18 protein-coding genes are annotated in these 18,127 nt (G+C 71.6%); 3 read left to right on the top strand and 15 right to left on the bottom strand.

The features are described 5' to 3' along the window. Positions 1-13: 13 nt before the first annotated feature. From PV721_RS16980 to PV721_RS16915, 14 genes are all read right to left on the bottom strand, one after another. Positions 14-868, bottom strand: coding sequence for an HAD family hydrolase (locus PV721_RS16980; RefSeq protein ID WP_319724980.1), 855 nt, complete (start codon positions 866-868; stop codon positions 14-16). After that, entirely contained in the window at positions 865-1,473 is a 609-nt protein-coding gene (locus tag PV721_RS16975) for an NUDIX hydrolase (RefSeq protein ID WP_319724978.1), read from the bottom strand. Before PV721_RS16975 ends, PV721_RS16980 begins: the two co-directional genes overlap by 4 nt. Then, on the bottom strand, positions 1,470-2,393 hold the full coding sequence (locus PV721_RS16970; RefSeq protein WP_319724975.1) for a sugar nucleotide-binding protein: 924 nt from the start codon (positions 2,391-2,393) through the stop codon (positions 1,470-1,472). Before PV721_RS16970 ends, PV721_RS16975 begins: the two co-directional genes overlap by 4 nt. After that, entirely contained in the window at positions 2,390-3,418 is a 1,029-nt protein-coding gene (locus tag PV721_RS16965) for an ROK family protein (protein ID WP_319724973.1), read from the bottom strand. Before PV721_RS16965 ends, PV721_RS16970 begins: the two co-directional genes overlap by 4 nt. Continuing rightward, on the bottom strand, positions 3,411-4,607 hold the full coding sequence (locus tag PV721_RS16960; protein WP_319724971.1) for a sugar phosphate nucleotidyltransferase: 1,197 nt from the start codon (positions 4,605-4,607) through the stop codon (positions 3,411-3,413). Before PV721_RS16960 ends, PV721_RS16965 begins: the two co-directional genes overlap by 8 nt. After that, positions 4,600-6,714 (bottom strand): glycogen/starch synthase, encoded by a 2,115-nt coding sequence (locus PV721_RS16955; protein WP_319724969.1) that lies wholly within the window; start codon positions 6,712-6,714, stop codon positions 4,600-4,602. Before PV721_RS16955 ends, PV721_RS16960 begins: the two co-directional genes overlap by 8 nt. 12 nt (positions 6,715-6,726) lie before the next feature. Beyond that, a complete protein-coding gene (locus PV721_RS16950) occupies positions 6,727-8,250 on the bottom strand; it encodes a phosphotransferase (protein WP_319724967.1) in 1,524 nt (507 codons plus the stop codon). Between the two features lie 3 nt (positions 8,251-8,253). Beyond that, positions 8,254-9,060 carry an ABC transporter permease gene (locus PV721_RS16945; RefSeq protein ID WP_319724965.1) on the bottom strand — a complete coding sequence of 269 codons (807 nt, stop codon included), beginning with the start codon at positions 9,058-9,060 and terminating at the stop codon, positions 8,254-8,256. Beyond that, the gene (locus PV721_RS16940; protein WP_319724963.1) at positions 9,057-9,953 is read right to left on the bottom strand and encodes an ABC transporter permease; all 897 of its coding nucleotides are present in this window, start codon (positions 9,951-9,953) and stop codon (positions 9,057-9,059) included. Before PV721_RS16940 ends, PV721_RS16945 begins: the two co-directional genes overlap by 4 nt. Then, positions 9,953-11,005, bottom strand: coding sequence for an ABC transporter ATP-binding protein (locus PV721_RS16935; RefSeq protein WP_319724961.1), 1,053 nt, complete (start codon positions 11,003-11,005; stop codon positions 9,953-9,955). The genes PV721_RS16940 and PV721_RS16935 overlap by 1 nt, the downstream gene beginning before the upstream one ends. Then, the gene (locus PV721_RS16930; protein ID WP_319724959.1) at positions 11,002-12,303 is read right to left on the bottom strand and encodes an aspartate aminotransferase family protein; all 1,302 of its coding nucleotides are present in this window, start codon (positions 12,301-12,303) and stop codon (positions 11,002-11,004) included. Before PV721_RS16930 ends, PV721_RS16935 begins: the two co-directional genes overlap by 4 nt. Continuing rightward, a complete protein-coding gene (locus PV721_RS16925) occupies positions 12,300-12,731 on the bottom strand; it encodes a cupin domain-containing protein (RefSeq protein ID WP_319724958.1) in 432 nt (143 codons plus the stop codon). Before PV721_RS16925 ends, PV721_RS16930 begins: the two co-directional genes overlap by 4 nt. Before the next feature lie 202 nt (positions 12,732-12,933). Further along, complete coding sequence (locus PV721_RS16920; protein ID WP_319724956.1) at positions 12,934-14,064, bottom strand: sedoheptulose 7-phosphate cyclase; 1,131 nt, start codon at positions 14,062-14,064, stop codon at positions 12,934-12,936. A gap of 472 nt (positions 14,065-14,536) precedes the next feature. Beyond that, complete coding sequence (locus PV721_RS16915) at positions 14,537-15,151, bottom strand: cysteine hydrolase (RefSeq protein ID WP_319724953.1); 615 nt, start codon at positions 15,149-15,151, stop codon at positions 14,537-14,539. A 76-nt stretch (positions 15,152-15,227) separates the two neighbouring features. Between PV721_RS16915 and PV721_RS16910 the strand changes: the two genes are divergently transcribed. After that, positions 15,228-15,701 (top strand): pyridoxamine 5'-phosphate oxidase family protein, encoded by a 474-nt coding sequence (locus PV721_RS16910; protein ID WP_319724951.1) that lies wholly within the window; start codon positions 15,228-15,230, stop codon positions 15,699-15,701. Between the two features lie 22 nt (positions 15,702-15,723). Here the strand turns inward: PV721_RS16910 and PV721_RS16905 are convergent, their stop codons facing one another. Beyond that, complete coding sequence (locus PV721_RS16905; RefSeq protein WP_319724949.1) at positions 15,724-16,626, bottom strand: LysR family transcriptional regulator; 903 nt, start codon at positions 16,624-16,626, stop codon at positions 15,724-15,726. A 38-nt stretch (positions 16,627-16,664) separates the two neighbouring features. On the opposite strand from PV721_RS16905, the gene PV721_RS16900 reads away from it, so the two are divergent. Further along, complete coding sequence (locus PV721_RS16900) at positions 16,665-17,702, top strand: DMT family transporter (RefSeq protein ID WP_416371117.1); 1,038 nt, start codon at positions 16,665-16,667, stop codon at positions 17,700-17,702. A gap of 52 nt (positions 17,703-17,754) precedes the next feature. Next, the gene (locus PV721_RS16895) at positions 17,755-18,006 is read left to right on the top strand and encodes a hypothetical protein (RefSeq protein WP_319724945.1); all 252 of its coding nucleotides are present in this window, start codon (positions 17,755-17,757) and stop codon (positions 18,004-18,006) included. Positions 18,007-18,127: the final 121 nt, after the last annotated feature.

Below are 18,127 nucleotides of genomic sequence, written 5' to 3'. Positions count from 1 at the left end.
GGAGGGTGGACGGTCAGGGGTGGGTCGAGGCGGGTCGCGCCGCGTGCGCGGGCGGGAACAGGCGCTCCAGAACCACCGCGACGCCGTCCTCCTCGTTGGTCGGGGCGATCTCGTCGGCGTGACGGCGCAGTGCGGCGTGGGCGTTGCCCATGGCGACACCGTGGGCCGCCCATTCGAGCATCGGGATGTCGTTGGGCATGTCGCCGAACGCGACGGTGTCGGCGGCGCTGAAACCCAGCCTGCGGGCGGCCGCAGCCAGGCCGGTCGCCTTGCTGACTCCGGCGGGCAGCAGTTCGACCATGCCCTCCCCGGAGTGGGTGACGGCGATCCGGCCGGCGCAGACCCGGTGCGCCAGTGCGGCGAGAGCGTCGTCGTCCAGGCGGCGGCTGCGGATCAGCACCTTCTCCACGGGTCGGGTCCACAGGTCGGTGTGGCCCTCGACGAGCCGCCAGCCGTGCCGGACGCGCTCCCCGAAGCCCGGGGTGACCAGGAACTCGCCGGACAGGCCTGCGGTGACCACGCCGAGCTCCAGCGGTCCGGCCGACTCGGCGATGCGTTCCACCAGCTCCCTTACGGTGGACCGGTCCAGGGTTGCCGAGGACAGGAGCCGGTCCGCGCCGACGTCGTAGAGCTGAGCGCCCTGACCGCACACCGCGAGGCCTCGGTAGCCCAGGGGCTCCAGCAGGCTGCGGCAGCCGGCGGCCGGGCGGCCGGTGACCACCAGGTGGCGGGCGCCGAGCGCCGTGGCCCGGACCAGTGCCGTCCGAGTGCGCGGGGAGACACTGAGGTCGCCGCGGAGCAGCGTGCCGTCCAGGTCGGTCGCGACGACCGCGAAGCGGGCCGGGCGGCTGTACGGGGGGAACGTCATCGCCCGGCCTCCCCGCACCGGCTGCCGGTCTCCCTGTGCCCCGTCCCGCCACGGGTTCCCTCGCTCCGCGCCTCCTCGTGCAGCGTCAGCAGCGTGTGGGCGGCCAGTGTGGCGGCGTCCGTGATCCGGCCGGCGCGGACGAGCTCGCGCCACTCCCCCGGGTCGGCCGAGCGCTGGCACATGTCCGCCTCGGTGGCCTCGCGTTCGGTCTCGCCCGGGATCAGCCCCTCCGCAAGGTAGACATGGCAGCCCTGAGACGCGTAGCCGTATGCGACGTGTACGAGGCCGAGGTAGGTCATCCGGGTGGCCCGCAGCCCGGTCTCCTCGCGCAGTTCGGCGCGGGCCAGGTCGAGCGGGGCCTCGCCGACGTGGCCCTCGGGCCAGGAGCCCTGCGGGAACTCCCAGTAGCGCCCGCCGACCGGGTACCGGTACTGCTCGACCAGGTGCACGGTGCCGTCGTCCTGACGGGGGATCACCAGGGCGTAGTCCGGTTTCTCGACGACGCCGTACACGCCGGGGCTGCCGTCGGGACGGCGGATGTCGTCCTCGCGGACGGTCATCCAGGGGTTCCGGTAGACCTCACGGGAACGGACGGTTCGGATCACGAGGCGGCCTCCATCAGGTCACGGGCCCCCTCGACGACTCCGCGCACCCGCAGCCCGTGCTGGAGCAGGAAGTCGTCCAGCAGGGTGCTGGTCAGGCAGGTGTGAGTGGGGCGGCTGGCGTACCGGCCGTGCGCCTTGGGCACCCGGACGACCCGGGAACGCGGCACGCCCAGGCCGTCGGCGATGATCTCGGCCCATGCCGCTCGGGAGACGCGGTCGGGGCCGCCGAGGTGCAGCAGGCCGGGCGTCCCCGCGGTCAGGGCAGCGGCGCTCACGGCGGCGACGTCGTCGACCAGCACCGGGGTGGTCCACTGATCGTCGGGGGCCTCCACCCGCTCCCCGTCGCGCAGCCGGTGGGCGCATGCGGCGAAGAAGTTGAGCCACTTGGCGGAGTCCGCAGGTTCCCAGCCGTAGACCAGACTGACCCGCAGCACGGTCGCGTCTCCGGCATCGCGCACGATGCGCTCGGCCGCCAGTTTCGCCCGTCCGTAGGCATTGGCGGGCGCCGTGGCGGCCGATTCGTCATTGACCGGGGAGGCACCGTTGAAGACGTTGTCGGTGGAGATCAGGACGGTACGGCGGCCGGGCGCGGCCGCGGTGAGGTTGGCTGCCGCCGCGGTGTGCAGCTCGGCGGCGCGCACCGGATCGGCCTCGCACCAGGTGACGTCGGACGGGCCGTGCACCAGGACCAGCCGGTCGGGCCCTACCTTCTTCACCGCGCGGGCGCAGGAGGCCGCATCGGCGGCGTCCAGGCGCACCCAGGGCCCGGACTGCCGCGCGGGCGGGCGGCGAGAGACCAGGACCGCGGTGTCGCCGCGCGCGGTGAGCCGGGCGGCGACCGCCCGGCCCACGAAGCCACTGCCGACGACCAGAGTGGTCGAGCCGGGCATCGGCGCGCTCGTGGCCGTGATGCGGGTCATGCCGCCGTCACCGCCCTGCGCCCGCGGTCCTTCGCGGCGAGCAGCCGTCCGGCGCCGATGAGCCCGTGGTCGTCGTCGGGTGCTCCGAGTTCGACCATCCGCCGGATCTCCGCCGAGTCGAGGCCGAAGCAGCCCAGGCGCTCCAGCTCCTCGGTGAGCAGTTGGACATAGCGAGGTCCGACGGCCAGTGCGAAACCACCCATCAGGATGTAGCGGCGTACACCGATCGAGGTGAAAACGGAGGTGACGGCGGAGGCGAGGTGGGCCAGACCGCCGCGCAGCACTGCCGTCGCGAGGGCGTCCCCGTCACGCACGGCTGCGACCAGCTCCGCGTTGTCGAGCAGCTCGGGGTCGGGTGCCACCTCGGCGAGCGACGACCGGGCGTAGGCCTGCGGGTCAGCGAGGGCGGCCCGGCGGGCCGCGGCGAGCATGCCCCGGCCGGAGGCGATCCCCCCGAGGTGGCCACGTCCTCCGCAGTCGCACAGGGGCGCGTACGGCGAAGGGTCACACGTCCAGTGACCCAGTTCGCCGCCGTGGCCCTCGGCGTCGAGGAGCACCTCCCCCGCTCGGTAGACCTTGCTGCCGATCCCGGAACTCACCGTGATCAGGCAGAACGGTTGCTCGTCCGGTCCTGTGGCATAGCGCCACACGGCGGCCGTCAGGTCGTTGACCACGACGACGGGGATTCCGAGGCGCTCTTCCAGCAGGTGACGGAGGGGCAGAGGTGCCCCGCGCTCGCCCCAGACGGTGGGAGCGGTCACCACACGGCCGTCGGCGGTGACCGGTCCGGCGAAGGCGACGGCGAGCGCGTGGCTGCCGTGCCGCTCGACGGCCTCGGCGGCGACGACGGCCAGCTGCTCGACGACCCTGGACTGCAGGACGGACACGGACGCCCCGGGGCGGCGGGCCATGCCGTCGGTGGGCATGCGGCGGACGTCGGAGACCGTGTTCGTCCCGGCGCAGTAGCGGGCGATCCGCAGGGTGGTGCCGCCCAGGTCGACGACGGTGAAGGCGCGTTCAGGCACGTGGTCCTCCGGTGGGTCCGGTGACGGCGGGCCGGTCGTCCTCGGTGGCCGCCTGTCCGGTCGCGGTGTCGCGACGGGGTCCTGGGGCCTCCGCGGTTCCAGGGGTGTGCGGAGCCGCCACGTACTGCACGGTGCCGTCCTCCAGCACGATCGCCGAGTCGATCTCGGCGCCGGCGGGCACGCGCGCGCCCGGCAGCAGCACGCTGCGGCGCACGCGTGCCCCGGCGCCGACACGGACGCCGGGGAAGGCGACACTGTGCTCGATCCGACCGTGGTTGACGAGGTCGGCGGGAACCATGCTGCGGACGATGCCGGGGGAGGCGGAGACGATCCCGCGCCGCACGGACGGCATCACCGTGAGGGGAAGCTGATCAGGCGTCAGAGCCGCACCCTCCGCCAGGAGCGCCAGGTGGGCCCGGTGGTAGCGGTCGACCGTGCCGATGTCCTCCCAGTGACCGGGGACCTCGTGGCCGAGGATGCGCTCGCCTCCCGCGAGCATGGCGGGAATGACGTCCCGGCTGATGTCGTGCTGCCAGTCGGTGCCGTCCAGCCTCTCCAGGTAGTGGTGCAGGCGGGCCGCGTCGAAGACGCAGAAGGCGGCGAAGACGAGGTCGCTGGTGGGCTCGGCGGGCTTCTCCACGAACGCGGTGAGCCGCCCCGCTCCGTCGAACTCGACCATGCCGAAGAGGTGGACGTACCGTCGCTCGATCCGCTGGTAGGCGAGGGTCAGTGCGGCACCGGAGCGGCGGTGGGCGACGATCAGCGGACCGTAGTCGAAGCGGTAGACGTGGTCGGCGTGCAGCACCAGCACCTCGGAGGTGCCGGGCCCGAAGAGGTACGGGGCCTTGCGGATCAGCGCATCGGCCGTGCCGCGCTCCGGCGGACCCGGGCGGACCGGCGGGCGGTACCCGGCGCCTTCGCGGTACGCCCGGTCGTACGGCCCGAAGTGCACCCGGAAGCCCGGCCGCCACCAGGTGCGGTACAGGTCGTCCATGAGGTGCCGCTCCTCGTACTGGGAGAGAAGCAGCACCTCGCCCAGAGCGGATGCCTCGGCGTTGGCCAGCGAGAAGTCGATCAGCCGGCAGGAGCCGCCGAAGGGCACCAGCGGCTTGAGGCGGCCGTGGCCGAGTCTGCCCATCCTGCGGCCCTCGCCGCCCGCCAGCAGGGCGGCGCGCACTCCGTCAACCATGGCGCACCACGTCCCAGGTGGAGCGGCCCGAGGTCAGGGTGAGCAGCAGGTGCAGGTCCCCTCCGGCATCCGGTGGTTCACAAGTGAACTCGCCTGGTCCGGTCCGTTCCAGAGGAAGTACCGTCACACTCCCGCGCCCGGGGCCCGGAGGGGCGAGACGGACCAGCTCGACGCGTTCGGCGTGCGGCAGGCGGTACACGATCCGGCCGTCGGTGAGCGTGCAACGGCTGTCCAGAAGGGCGCGCAGCTCCGGGACCACATCGGCGGCGTACTCGCAGCGGGCGAAGTCGGCGCGCTCCCAGGCGGTGTCGAACAGGGCGCGGGCCGCGGGCCCGTCCAGCGGGCGGCAGCGCCGGTATGTCTCGGCGTCGCCGAGGCGGGCGGCGGCCTCGGCGATCGCGTCGCCATGGGTCTCGTACGCCGAGTCGGGCAGCAGGTCGAACCAGCCGTGCCGCAGCAGCAGTTCGACGCCGATCACGGGCCGCCGCCCCTCCTGGAGCGCGGTGAAGGCCTCCAGGTGGAGGCGGGCGGCGCGCTCCCAGGTGAACCGCCGTGCGGTGGCGATGGCATTGGTCCGCAGCCGGCGGTACTCCTCGGGGCGCTCGCGCAGCAGGGTCGCGCCCTGGTGGATGCGCTGCGCGAGGGAGTCGGCCAGGAGCGCGTCGTCCTCGGCGAAGGAGCGGTGGACGGCGAAGCCGGTGGCCCGCGCGGCGTCGGCGCCGTCCAGCGGGTCGGCGACGTGCCCGAAGTGGGCCATGCCGAGCTGGGCGGTGGCGATCGGGACGGCGCCGGCGGCCATCGCCTCGCCCTGGGCGATCAGGAAGGTGTCCATCTCGAACTTGGACGGGAAGACGCAGTAGTCCGATGAGGCGGCGTACTCGACGATCCGCCGCTCGTCGACGCGTTCGCACTCCAGGTGGATGCGGTCCTTGTGGCGCTCGACGACCTCGCGCACGTAGGGGTCGTCGATGCCGCCGTCGCTGAGGCAGCGCAGGATGAAGTTGGCCGCCAGTCCCTCGCCGAGGACCCGGTCGACGGCCCGGAACAGTTCGACCTGGCCCTTGTGGTTCACGGCGTAGCGGGCGTTGTGGAAGAACGTGGGCAGGGCGGGGTCGAGGCCGAGGCCGGCGAGGACGGAGGTGCGGTCGACGGGCGGCCGCTCCGGCGTGGTCCAGCCGGCGCCGATGGCACAGCCGCCGACGAAGCTCTTGTGGGCGTTGCGGCGCACCGTGTCATGGACCGGCAGCCGGGTGAAGAGCTGTTCGAAGGGGGTGTCGGCGAAGTCGGTGTAGAACTCCAGGTGTCCGGGCGAGAGGAAGTCGACCAGGTCCGCGTGCTCGGCGACCAGGTCGTAGACGCGGACGTGACCGGGCCCGTACTCGTAGTGCAGGTGGGTGCGTTGCTGGTAGGCGCTCATGACCGTCTCGTACTCCGTGCGAGGGCGGTCGGGAGACTCGTCCTCGGCGGGCAGTACGTGCGGGACGCCCAAGAACTCCAGGAGCCGTTCGACTTTGGGACGGTAGACCTTCTTGGTGATCGGCATGTTGCTCTGGACGGTCCCGACCACGCGCTTGGCCGGGTCGTCCCGGAAGGCCGCCGGCATCAGGTAGTGGTAATACGGTTCGTGGGCGTGGAGGATCGCCTCCTCGTCCCCGAACCGGTCGCGTACGAAACGGATGGTGTCCACCTGATAGGCGAGCGGCTTGAAGAAGACCAGGTCCCGCCCCTTGGTGTCGTACGGGGGGTAGAACCGGTCCGGTAGCTCGTCGAGCAGTTGGTTGGACAGGAAGTACACGTCGATGCCATCGAGGCGGAGCCGGTGGGCGGTGGTGGTCAGCGGGATGCTGACCACGGCGGGGAAGCGCTCACCCCACGTGTGCGGGTCGAGGACGAGAGGCAGTTCGTAGCGGTCCTCGTAGTCGAGCCGTTCCAGGTCGTACGAACCGCGCAGGTCGTCGAGGCGGCCGTGGGCGGGGGTGACGACGGAGACACGGTGGCCTTGGTCGGCCAGCGCCTTGGAGAGGTTCCAGAGATAGACGGATATGCCGCCCTGGAGAAAGCGGTGGTCGAAACCCCCGCACTCGAAGTAGGTCTCAATGATGTGCACGGGTGCCGGTCCTCATCGGGCGGCCGGGAGGGCGCTGGCCTCCACGGCATGCCGCAGGTTGATCGCCGCGTGGTATGCGCGGTCGTGGGCGTACGCGTAGTCCAGCTCGTGGATCAGACGGCGCAGCCGGAACAGCCGCCGGGCGGGGTGGCCTGAGAGGGCTGGGCCGTCGTCGACGAGCAGGCCTCCGGCACGGGCTGCCCAGAGCCCGGCGGACGCGCGCAGCCGGTCCAGCTCGCCGAGCTTCTCCGACGTCCAGCCAGGAGTGTCGGGGCGGACGCCCGCGGCCTGGAGGAGGGCCGCGCGACAGGTGTCCTCGGGATCCATGCCGAGGGTGTCCGCGGCCTGGTCGGTGAACTCGTCGGCGGTGAAGATCTCCAGGCCGCGCGTGAGTGCGGCCAGGTCCTGCCAGGGCGACTGGGCGGTCGACGGGTCGGCCGGGTCCAGGATCGGGGTGGACAGGTCGATGAGACGGAAATCCCATATACCGCCGGGGAGTTCCTGACACAGCACGTGGGACAGGTGCAGGTCGCCGTGGCAGGGGCCGACGGGCCACGGCCGCGGTGGCAGGTCGGCGATCCGGGCCAGCTCGCGGGCCATGCCGGTGGCGGCGGCTTCCCTCACCTCGACCGGGATGCGGGTGTCGGCGAGGATCAGCGGGGTGAGCGCGGCCAGCTTCCCGGCCGTTTCCCTGAGGAAGCTGTCGGCCGGGAAATCGGGGTGCGGGGCGAGCCGTTCGGCGAGCTCCTGGTGGAAGCCGCGCAGGAATCGACCGGCGGCACGCAGGAGCGCCGTCAGGTCCTGCTGCGATTCGGTGACGGCGGCCCGAGGGCCGGTGCCCGCGTGCAGCAGGGGCCACAGGGCCCGGATGCCTGCCCGGAGCGGCACGTTCAAGCCCTCCCCCTCGGCGTAGCGGTAGAGCACTCCGAGGGGTTCGCGGCGTCCGGTGGCGGTGTCCACATAGGCGTACTCGCCGACGGGGTGCTGAGTTCGGCCGCTGCCCACCATCAGGCGCAGCAGCTCGGGCTCGCGGGTGCCGTCGCCGATCCGGCGGTAGGTCTTGTGGGCGTGGGCCGTGCCGCCGAGGTCGAGCAGGGAGAGGGTGTTGGAGCACCAGCCGGGATCGAAGGGCAGCTGCCCCTCGTACGGGGCGGGTTCGCCGCGGAACTCGATGGCATTGCCACGACGGGTGGTCACCCGCAGTCCTTCGCGCAAGGCGTTCACGACGAGCCGGTCGAAGGCTGCGGTGCCCTCGGCACCACGGCCGGGATCGGCGTCGAGAACGGGAACGAACCAGCGTGTGGCGGTGCCCGCGCCCGGGGTGCGCTCGGAGGAGGGACCTCCCGGGGTGGTCTCCGGGGTGGTCTCCGGGGTGGCTTCCGGGGTGCCGACGATCAGCAGCCGGACCTCGCCGAGGGTGGCCTGGTCGAGGAGTACCACGTGGCCGGAGTGACGGGTGCTCTCGTCCATCCAGGGGGCGGCACGCAGCAGTTCGACCGTGGCGGGCGGTGGCCCGCCGAGCAGCAGGGTGTCCAAGGTTCAGCTCCCGGTCATCTCGTAGCGGTCGACGCCCCGGTGCCAGACGGCCAGGGCGAGAATCACCAGCCCACCGGTCACCACGAAGAGCCAGGGCAGCATGCGGGTGTGCCCGAACAGCAGGTATGTCGCGGGGACGTAGGCGGTGAAGGCGTAGGGCAGCAGCCAGGTCAGCAGCCACCGCAGGGACGGGTGGTAGAGGTCGAGGGGGTAACCGGAGAAGTCACCGAGCTGGTTGGCCGCGTACAGAGCCGGGAAACTGCTGGTGGTCCAGAACGCGAGCGATGCGAAAAGCGTCTTGATCGAGGCGAGGATCAACGCGCCGCACAGGACCAGCAGTGCGGCGAACAGCAGCTCCCCGACGCCCAGGTCGAGCCCCAGGTGGGCGGCGGCGTACCAGGCCAGGGCGGCTCCGGTGAGCAGTTCCCCGAAGCCGTCCGGGTAGAGGAAACGCTCGGACAGCAGCGAGAACAGCGGATGGACCGGCCGGATGAGGTAGCGGAAGAACTCGCCGTTCTGCACCAGCTTGCGGGCCAGGATCCACAGCTGGTCGGTGAAGATCCGGTCAAGGCCGCGCGGCAGGAACGAGAAGCCCAACAGGAACAGCACCTCGTGGTAGTGCCAGCCGGCGATCAGGGGAACCTGCCGGAAGATCACGCCGATCACGGCGACCTGACCGATCACACGCAGCAGGAGTCCGCCGGCGCCGAGGATGAAGTCCATGCGGTACTCGGTCAGCCGGTTCACGCTGATGGCGCTCAGATGCCAGGTGAGCCGGATGTAGCGGGCGGCGGTTGCGAGCGGTCTCATCCGCCGAGCACCTCCACGCGGCGCACGGCACGGCGCCAGGCGAGAGCGGCCAGCACGGTCAGCGCCGCGGCCCAGGCCAGCTGGACGGCGAGGATGCCCGCGGCGTCGACCGGACCGTCGTACCGGCCGAGGAGCAGCCGCAGCGGTCCGTCGACCATGCCCTGGAAGGGCAGCACGGACGCGACGGCGGCCAGTGGCCCGGGCAGCATCGCCAGCGGGACGACCTGCCCGGCGAAGAACGCGACGACGCTGTCCTTGACGATACGGACGCCCCAGACATTGGTGGTGACGAACCCGGCCAGCCCGACCAGCAGATTCACGGCGAAGCCGATCACCAGCGACAGACCGGCCGAGCACGCGAACAGCAGCACACCGGACCAGGTCGGGGTGGTGAGCGGCAGCAGCAGCGCGTAGAGGAGCACCACCGGCACCGCGACCAGGGTGGCGTTGGTCAGCGAAACCGGAAGGCCCGCGGCGAAACGGGAGAGTGGATAACTGACCGGCCGCAGCAGCGAGACGGCGATGTCACCGCGCTGGACCTCCCCGGCGACCTCCTCGTCCACCCGGTTGGCCTGCAGCAGGCCGAGCACCTGGGCCAGTAGCACATACGTGGTCAGGCGGGGCAGGTCGTAGCCACCCGGCAGGCCGTCCTCGCGGCCGGCGTACACCGCGCGCCACAGGAAGACCTGCACCCCGACCGCAGCCGTCGCCGTGAGGGCGTTGATCAGGAAGGTCGAGCGGTACTGGAGCAGCCCCTGCAGACTCGCCGTGGCGAACGGCGTGTAGCGGCGCAGAGTGGCGGTGGCTGTCGTACCGGCCCACCTTCCTTCGCGTGGGCCGGCCGCCCCTGACGGACCCGGCCGCCCCTTCGTCCCGTGGCTTGACGTCGACATCAGGCAGCCGTCTCCCGCATCCCGGCGGACGGTCCGTTGCCGCTGCCGGTGTAGATGCGGCGCAGCACCATCTCCAGGTCCGGTTCGGGGGCCACGCAGTCGGTGACGTCGAAATGCTCCAGCAGGAACCCCATCACCTGGCGGGCCGACCATCGGTCGGCGGGGTACTCGACCTTGATTCGGCCGCCGTCGACCAGGGTCGCCGACGCCCCGTCAAGATGTGCCTCGATCAGTGCGGTCGCGCGGTCGGTACTGCCATGACCGACCTGGTGCTCCGGCTGTTGACGGTGCTCGAAGAACACCGCGCGGGTGTCGGCGGTGCGCAGCAGCTCGTGCATGGTGCCCCGGTGCACCACCTCGCCCCGGTTGACCACCAGCACCTGGTCGCAGATGGCACTGATGTCGCCCATGTCGTGGCTGGTCAGCATCACGGTGGTGCCGAGTTCGGCGTTGACGCGGTTCACCAGTTCGCGGACCGCTTCCTTCAGGACCAGGTCGAGGCCGATGGTCGGCTCGTCGAGGAACACCACCTTCGGATCGTGCAGGAGACTGGCCGCGACCTCGGCGCGCATCCGCTGGCCGAGACTCAGTTGCCGCACCGGCGTGTTGCCGAGGGCGCCGAGGTCCAGCAGGTCCCGGTAGAGGTCCATGTTGCGTCGGTAGACGGCGTCGGGGATCTCGTGGATACGGCGCAGGATCCGGAAGGAATCCGGTACCGGCAAGTCCCACCAGAGCTGGCTGCGCTGGCCGAAGACGACTCCGATGTTGGCCGAGTTGCGCCGCCGCTCCCGGTACGGCTCCAGGCCCGCCACCACAGCGCGGCCCGAGGTCGGACTCATGATGCCCGTGAGCATCTTGACGGTGGTGGACTTGCCCGCTCCGTTGGCGCCGACGTACGCGGCCTTCACCCCGGCGGGGATCTCGAAGGAGACCCCGGAGACCGCGCGCACCAGCCGGTACTCCCGGCTGAACAGGGTGCTGAGGCTTCCGAGCAACCCGGGCTTCCGCTCGTGGACCTTGAACTCCTTTGCCAGGTTCTCCGCGACGATCACCGCTCGGCTCCCGTGACGCGTTCCAGGGCCCGGCCGAGGAGGGCGATGCCTTCCTCCAGCAGGTCTCGGTCGATGGTGAACGGCGGGGCGAGCCGAATGATGTGGCCCCCGATCGAGGTCCGCAGCCCCAGATCGAGCGCGGCCAGGTAGACCTCGCGGGCGATCTCGGGGGCGGGTTCACGGGTGGCGCGATCGCGTACGAACTCCAGCCCGTACAGCAGCCCTACGCCTCGCACATCGCCCAATACCTGATGTTTTGCCTGCAGTTCGGCAAGGCCTTCGCCCAACAGGGCACCGAGGACGTCGACCTGCTCGATCAGAGTGTCGCGGCGGACGACCTCGAGCGTGGCCCTGGCCGCGGCGATGCCCAGCGGGTTGTTGGAATAGGTGGAGGCGGTGGAGCCCGCACGGCCCGCCTGCGGGTGGCGCAGCACGTCGGAGCGACCGGCCAGCACGGCGAACGGGAAGCCCGAGGCCATGCCCTTGGAGAGGGTGACCAGGTCCGGCTCGATGCCGAACCGCTCGGCGGCCAGAAACGTGCCGGTGCGTCCGCCTCCGGTGAGGACCTCGTCGGCGACCAGCAGCACGCCGTGCTCACGGCAACTGTCGGCGATCTGCTCCCAGTAGCCGGGCGGAGGCACGATGACGCCGGCCGCACCGAGCACCGGCTCGAAGACCAGCGCGGAGACATTGGACTTCTCGGCGATGTGCCGGCGCACGAGGGTGGCACAGCGCACCCCGCAGGACGGGTATGCGAGTTCGAGCGGGCAGCGGTAGCAGTAGGGGGAGTAGCCGAGGACGCTGTTGCCCGCGAAGGCCTGGTTGCCGATGTCCCAGTGGACGAGCATGCGGGCACCCTGGGTCTTGCCGTGGAAGCCGTACCGCAGTGCCCCGACCCGGTTGCGGCCGGGCTCGGCGAGGGCCTGGACGGTGCGCAGTGCGGCCTCGACGACCTCGGCGCCGGTGGAGAAGAAGGAGTAGGTGTCGAGGTACTCCGGCAGCAGGTCGGCGAGCAGGTCGCACAGGGCCGCGCGGTCGGCAGTGGCGAAGTCGTGGACGTTCCACAGGCGGGCGGCCTGTTCGGCGAGCGCCGCGACGACTTCCGGGTGGCAATGCCCGAGCGACTGGGTGAGGGTGCCGGCCGCGAGGTCGATGTACTGGTTGCCGTCCAGGTCGGTGAGGACCGCGCCGCGGCCCTCGACGAAGACGCGGCGGCCCAGCGCCGACTCCTCCGAGGCGCCGGGGGCCAGCCGCGCCGCCTCCCTGTCGAGCTGTTCCAGCTGGCGGGGGCCGGTCACCGGGCACCATCCAGCGGACCGACCTCGAAGACCATGAGCTTGAGTTCGGTGTCGCCGTCGTTGGCCAAACCGTGCTCTCCGTAGGGACGGTTGGTGATCACGTCTCCTTCGCGCACGCCGAACTCCGCACCGTCCAGAGTCATTCGGCCACGGCCGGAGAGGATGACATACGTCTCGTGGTCGTCGGCGTGCCGGTGCAACCCGATGGAGGTGTGCGGGGGCAGCACGACCAGGTCCACGAAGGCGATCGGCGCCGGGGCCTCCTCCCGGCGGTAGGCGCGGTGGGCCAGGATGGTGCCGTTGCCGCCGTGGTCTCCGGTGACCTCGCGCAGCAGCCCCTCGTACAGGTTGGTGATCCTGGCACGGGTGGGTCCGGGAGTGACGGGGTCTGCGTGCGGATGCGTCGGATCCGGCTGGTCGGGGCTCATCGGGGTGCGGCTCCAAGGGGCTGTCTGTGTGCGGCTGGTCGGACCGGGGCGAGGGAGACCGGAGCAGACCGTGCGGCCGGGGAACGCGGCGTCGTCACATACGCCGAGGAGGCCCCTGTTGTCCGGCGAAGGCGGGAACCGCACGGGCGGGCGCCTCCGGTACTGGGGGCCGGAGGGGGCACCGAGGGTCCGGGTGGACCCCTCAGCGCACCGTCACAAGAGGGGCGGACCGCGCCTCGGCCCGGGCACCGAGTGCCCGCAGCGCCTCGTCCAGGGCGCCGGCCGGGATGTCGTCCAGGTCATCCACGAAGACCCCGGAGCCGATGCCCTCGGGCACCACGAGGTGCAGTCTGCGTCCCCGCCGCTCCCAGGAGTCTTCCAGGGCTCGGTTCATCAGGTCGGGGGTGCAGGTACCGGGGTCGTGGACGGGCAGACCCAGCGCGATGAGCAGGCTGAGGATCCGTTCGCAGTCCTCGGCGTCGATCAGCCCCAGGACCCGGGCGAGCTGGCTGGAGAGAGCCATGTCGATCGCGACGGACTCGCCGTGCGCGATCCGGTATTCGCCGGCCGTCTCGATCACAGGGCCGAAGGTGTGGCCGAAGTCGACCAGGCGGGCCAGGTCGTGCTCACGAAGATTGGGGCAGAGCTCCTCCATCATCAGAGCCATCGAGGTACGGATCACGTAGTCCTCGACGCCGCGCTGCCCGAGGCCCGCCTGGGTGAGCCAGGCCGACGGGGGGTCCGGCCGCTGAAAGACCTCCGGGCACTCTTCCAGCACCCTGAACAGGGCGGCATCCTTGATGATCGCCATCTTGGCTATCTCGCCGAGCCCGCAACGTATCTGGCGGGGGGACAGGGTCCGGAGGAAGGCCCGGTCGTTGAGGGAGGCATGCGCCGGGTGGTAGGCGCCAAGCATGTTCTTGACGCCGAGGGCGTTGACGCCGGTCTTGACGCCCACGCCCACGTCGACCTGGCCGACCAGCGTGGTGTTGACCTTCATGTAGCGCACGCCCCGGCAGTAGATCGCAGCGGCGAAGCCCACCAGGTCGCAGGTGACCCCTCCACCGACGGCCAGCATCACTCCGCGCCGGTCGAGCCCTGCCTGCTTGGCCCGGGCACAGATCTCCTCGACCGACGCCATGGTCTTACGCTGCTCACCGCCCTCCAGAACGACCGCGCTCCAGCTGTCCGGGGCGAGTCGGGCCCCGAGGTAGGCACGCAGCTGCTGCCCGTAGAGCCGGTCGACGGTCGGGCTGAGGAAGGCAACCACCCGGCGGCCCTCGCAGTAGTCCGCCAGCAGGGGGTTTCCGGGGGCGAGGACGTCGTTCGCCACATCGACGCGGTACGAGGTTCCGTCCGGTGCATGGAGTGTGAAACCTCTGTCGTCGCCTAAGACTCCCGGCTGCACAACAGATGCCTGCGCCGTCACAACGCTCCTCAGATAGGTCGGTCGGATAACCGGACTGGCCGTCATTGGTGATCGACAGAGGCTAAGCAGTGATCGTCTTCTGTTGCAAGGAATTAACGTAAGCGTCAGTGGGTTCTTGCAAGGGCGCGGCATCCCGGGCCGCCGCCCGGCTGCCGGGCAGGCCCCGGCCAGCCTCTGCAGCCGAACCGGCCGATCGGCGGACCCGGATGCAGCGCGAGGCGCAGGCCGCGGCCCGTATCCGGCACGCACGTACCTACATGACGTAGGTACCGAGGTCGTCGGCCTCGACGATTCCCGGGAGCGAGCCGCCCTCACGCAGGGGCGTGACGTAACGGGTCGCGATCACTTCGGACAGCATCCGCCCAGGTTACGGGGATCAGTGCGCGGGGGCCCACTGCTTGAGGAGGTCTTCGGCCGTCGTGATGGACGCCACGAGTGCGAGGGAGTTGCGGATCACCTCGGCGGTGCAGGAGGCGGGCACCCCGGCGATGGCGTCGGCGGGGACCACCACCTGGTAGCCGAGGTTCACGGCGTCGAAGACGGTGTTGGGGATGGCGATGTTGGAGGAGACCCCGGTGACGACGAGGGTGCGGATGCCGAGGTTGCGCAGCAGGGGGTCGAGGTCGGTGCCCGCCATCGGGGAGAGCCCGTGCAGCCGGCGGACCACCAGGTCCTGCCCGGCGACGACGATGGGGGCGGCGACCTCCACGGCCCGGCTTCCGGTCAGCTGGCGCACGGGCAGCTTTTCCGCGGCCCGGAACAGCCGGGCGTTGGTGTTCGCACCGAGTCCGTCGGGCCGCCGCTCGGCGACGGCGTGCAGCACCTGTACGCCGGCCCCGCGCGCGGCGTCGACCAGCGCGGCCACCCGCCCCAGCATCCCGGAGTCCCGGGCCTCCTCGGCGAGCTCGGGCAGCGCGCTCTCCTCGCCCACGACACCGTTCTGGCACTCGACGGTGAGCAGCGCGGTGGTGGCGGGATCGAGATCCGGCATGGCTCCCCCTGGCGTGGCGACGGAAGAGCCCTCATGATTCCTGACACACAGTCAGATGTGAAGGGGTGCAGGACGGATGGACGAGTCACGAACCGGAACCTCGCAGCGGCGGGGCCGGCGCATCATGATGAGCGACGCGGAAGTGGACTCCTTCCTGCGCGAGCGGAAGACCTGCCGGGTCGCGACGGTCTCCCCCGACGGGCGTCCGCACGTGGGCGCCCTGTGGTTCGCCTGGGACGGCGGCTCGCTGTGGCTGTACTCGATCACGCGCAGCCGCCGCTGGTCCGATCTGCGCAAGGATCCGCGGATCTCGGTGGTGGTGGACTCGGGAGAGTCGTACGACGAACTGCGCGGGGTCGAGCTGTCCGGCAGCGCCGTCTTCGTGGGCGAGGCCCCGCGCACCGGCGAGCCCTGCCCCGAACTGGCGGAGGCCGAGCGGATCTTCCCGGTCAAGAACTTCGGCATCGAGGAGATGCCGCACGACGGGCGACATGCCTGGATCCGGCTGACCCCCGACTCGATCGTCTCCTGGGACTTCCGCAAGCTGTAGGGCCGGAGGCAGGGCGGGCGGACTACTGGAGTCCGGCGGCCGCCTCGTGCAGGGCGTCGACCGCGGCCCGGATCGAGGGCCGCCGGTCGGCGTCAGCGCGCCAGACGGCGTACACGTGGCGGCGTACGGCGTCGCAGACCGGCAGCAGCCGCACCCCCGGCGGCACCGGGCCGCGGCCCAGCCTCGGCGCCACGCAGACGCCGAGTCCGGCCTCCACGAAGGCCAGCTGGGTGTGGTGTTCCTCGGCGATGTGGGCGATGCGCGGCTCGACGCCCGCACCGCGCAGGGTGAAGACCAGCCACTCGTGGCAGAACTGCCCCTCGTTCCAGGAGATCCAGTCGTCGTCGGCGAAGTCGGCGAGCGAGATCCTGCTCCGGTCGGCCAGCGGGTGACCGGCCGGGACCGCGATGTCGACGGAGTCGTCCAGCAGGTGGGTCCGGGTGAGCTCGGCGGGCACCGGCATCCGCTTGTTGTGCCAGTCGATGGCCAGCGCGAGGTCGAGGTCCCCGCGCACGACGGCGGCCATGCTGTCCTCGGGCTCCTGCTCGCGCACCCGGGCCCGCACGTCCGGGTGCCCGGCGCGCAGCGCGGACAGGGCCTGCGGCAGCAACCCGCGCATGGCGGTCGGGAAGGCGCCGATCCGCAGCTCGCCGACGGCGCAGCCGCGCTGGGCCTCGACGTCGGCCTGGGCGAGCTCCACCTGGGAGATGATCCGCGCCGCGTGATCGGCGAGCAGCCGCCCGGCGTCGGTGAGCCGGACCCCGCGCCCGTTCTTGGCCAGCAGGGGCTGGCCGACCTCGCGCTCCAGCTTGGCCATCTGCTGGGACACGGCGGAGGTGGTGACGTGGAGCCCGTCGGCCGCGCCGCTGACCGAGCCGTGGCGGGCGAGGGCATCGAGGGTGCGCAGGCGCTCCAAGTTCAACATGTAAGCAATGCTACGTCGTGGACTGGAGAAACATTCGCTTGTCCTACGAAGTTGACACGAGCACAGTAAGGGCCATGAGCGCACCGACAGCCCCGCGGCCCACCCTCTCCACCACCGCCACCCCTACGACCGCCGGCGTTCCCACGAGCGCCACCACCGCGGCCGGCACCGCCGCCGGCTGGCGCGCCAGGCTCCTCGACTGGCGCGTCCGGTTCGCGATCCTCTCGGTCGTCTGGGGCTTCAGCTTCCTCCTGATCAAGGTCGGCACCGAAGGGTACGCACCCTTCCAAGTGGCCCTGGGCCGGGTCCTGTTCGGCGCGCTCGCCCTCCTCGCGGTGCTGCTGGTCCGCCGCGAGAAGCTCCCCCGGGGCCTGCGCACCTGGGGTCACCTCAGCGTGGCCGCGCTCCTGCTCAACACCGTCCCGTTCTCGCTCTTCGCGTACGCGGAGCTGAGCATCCCCTCCACCCTGGCCGGCATCTGCAACGCGACCTCCCCGCTGTGGGGCATGGCGCTGTCGATGGTCGCCCTGTCCGAGGACCGCCCCACGCGCCGCCGCTTCGCGGGCCTGGGCCTGGGCTTCGTCGGCGTCCTCATCGTCCTCGGCGCCTGGCAGGGCTTCGCCGGCGTCGACGCCAGGGGCACCGCCCTCGCCCTGCTCGCCGCCCTCTGCTACCCCATCGGCTGGATCTACGTCCGCCGCACGCTGGCCGGCACCCCGGGCTCCCCGGTGGCCCTGACCGGCGGCCAGCTCATGGTCTCCACGCTCCAGCTCGCGCTGGTCAGCGTCCTCTTCACCGCGGCGCCGACCTCGTTCCCGCTCTGGCCGACCCTCTCGGTGATCGCCCTGGGCGCGCTCGGCACGGGCATGGCCCTGCAGATGCAGTACGGCCTGGTGACGGAGGTCGGACCGACCACCGCCCAGATGGTCACCTACTTCATCCCGGTCATCGCCACCGCGGCGGGCGTCCTGGTCCTCGGCGAGCAGCTGCACTGGAACACCCCGGTCGGCGCCGCGATCGTGCTGGCCGGAGCCGCCCTCAGCCAGACCCGCCCCGGGGCGCGGAAGGCCGTCTGACCAGTGCTGACCTCGGGGCGATCATCACACCGCCCGGAGGCACACCTTGCGCTTGGCCGTCGTCCTGCTGACTGCCGGACCCACCGCGATCGTCGCGGGCAGCTGGGCCGCGCTGAACATCCGCGGCGCCGCCGTCCCGCTGGAGCGCCGGGCGGCCGCCGACACCGAACTCGCGATGCACGCCCGGGGAGGCCTCGGCCCGGCCCCGCGGGTCGCCTCCGCCCAGTTCTACCGCTTCATGGGCGCGGTGATCGCTCTGGGCGGAGTCGTCTTCACCCTGGGCGGCCTGCTCGAACTCGCCTGACCCCGCCCCGGCCGGACCGCCTCCGCCAGTCCTGTCGGCAGGACCGAGCCGGGCCGGAGGGCACGGGCCGCGGGGCCGGGTGCCGCCCGGTGCGGTCAGTCGTTGCGCTGGTCCTTTTACA

Origin of the sequence: Streptomyces sp. MB09-01 (genome assembly GCF_033794505.1) — a bacterium.
Lineage (GTDB): Bacteria > Actinomycetota > Actinomycetes > Streptomycetales > Streptomycetaceae > Streptomyces.
The sequence above is the reverse complement of the archived record's forward strand: the minus strand, read 5'-3'. Positions and strand labels throughout refer to the sequence as shown.

What these genes read in the sequence shown, in the direction of transcription:
- PV721_RS16905 (WP_319724949.1), bottom strand. Translation starts at nt 16,626, where the DNA reads ATGTTGAACTTGGAGCGCCTGCGCACCCTCGATGCCCTCGCCCGCCAC.
- PV721_RS16910 (WP_319724951.1), top strand. Translation starts at nt 15,228, where the DNA reads ATGGACGAGTCACGAACCGGAACCTCGCAGCGGCGGGGCCGGCGCATC.
- PV721_RS16960 (WP_319724971.1), bottom strand. Translation starts at nt 4,607, where the DNA reads ATGGTTGACGGAGTGCGCGCCGCCCTGCTGGCGGGCGGCGAGGGCCGC.
- PV721_RS16940 (WP_319724963.1), bottom strand. Translation starts at nt 9,953, where the DNA reads ATGTCGACGTCAAGCCACGGGACGAAGGGGCGGCCGGGTCCGTCAGGG.
- PV721_RS16925 (WP_319724958.1), bottom strand. Translation starts at nt 12,731, where the DNA reads ATGAGCCCCGACCAGCCGGATCCGACGCATCCGCACGCAGACCCCGTC.
- PV721_RS16915 (WP_319724953.1), bottom strand. Translation starts at nt 15,151, where the DNA reads ATGCCGGATCTCGATCCCGCCACCACCGCGCTGCTCACCGTCGAGTGC.
- PV721_RS16945 (WP_319724965.1), bottom strand. Translation starts at nt 9,060, where the DNA reads ATGAGACCGCTCGCAACCGCCGCCCGCTACATCCGGCTCACCTGGCAT.
- PV721_RS16970 (WP_319724975.1), bottom strand. Translation starts at nt 2,393, where the DNA reads ATGACCCGCATCACGGCCACGAGCGCGCCGATGCCCGGCTCGACCACT.
- PV721_RS16980 (WP_319724980.1), bottom strand. Translation starts at nt 868, where the DNA reads ATGACGTTCCCCCCGTACAGCCGCCCGGCCCGCTTCGCGGTCGTCGCG.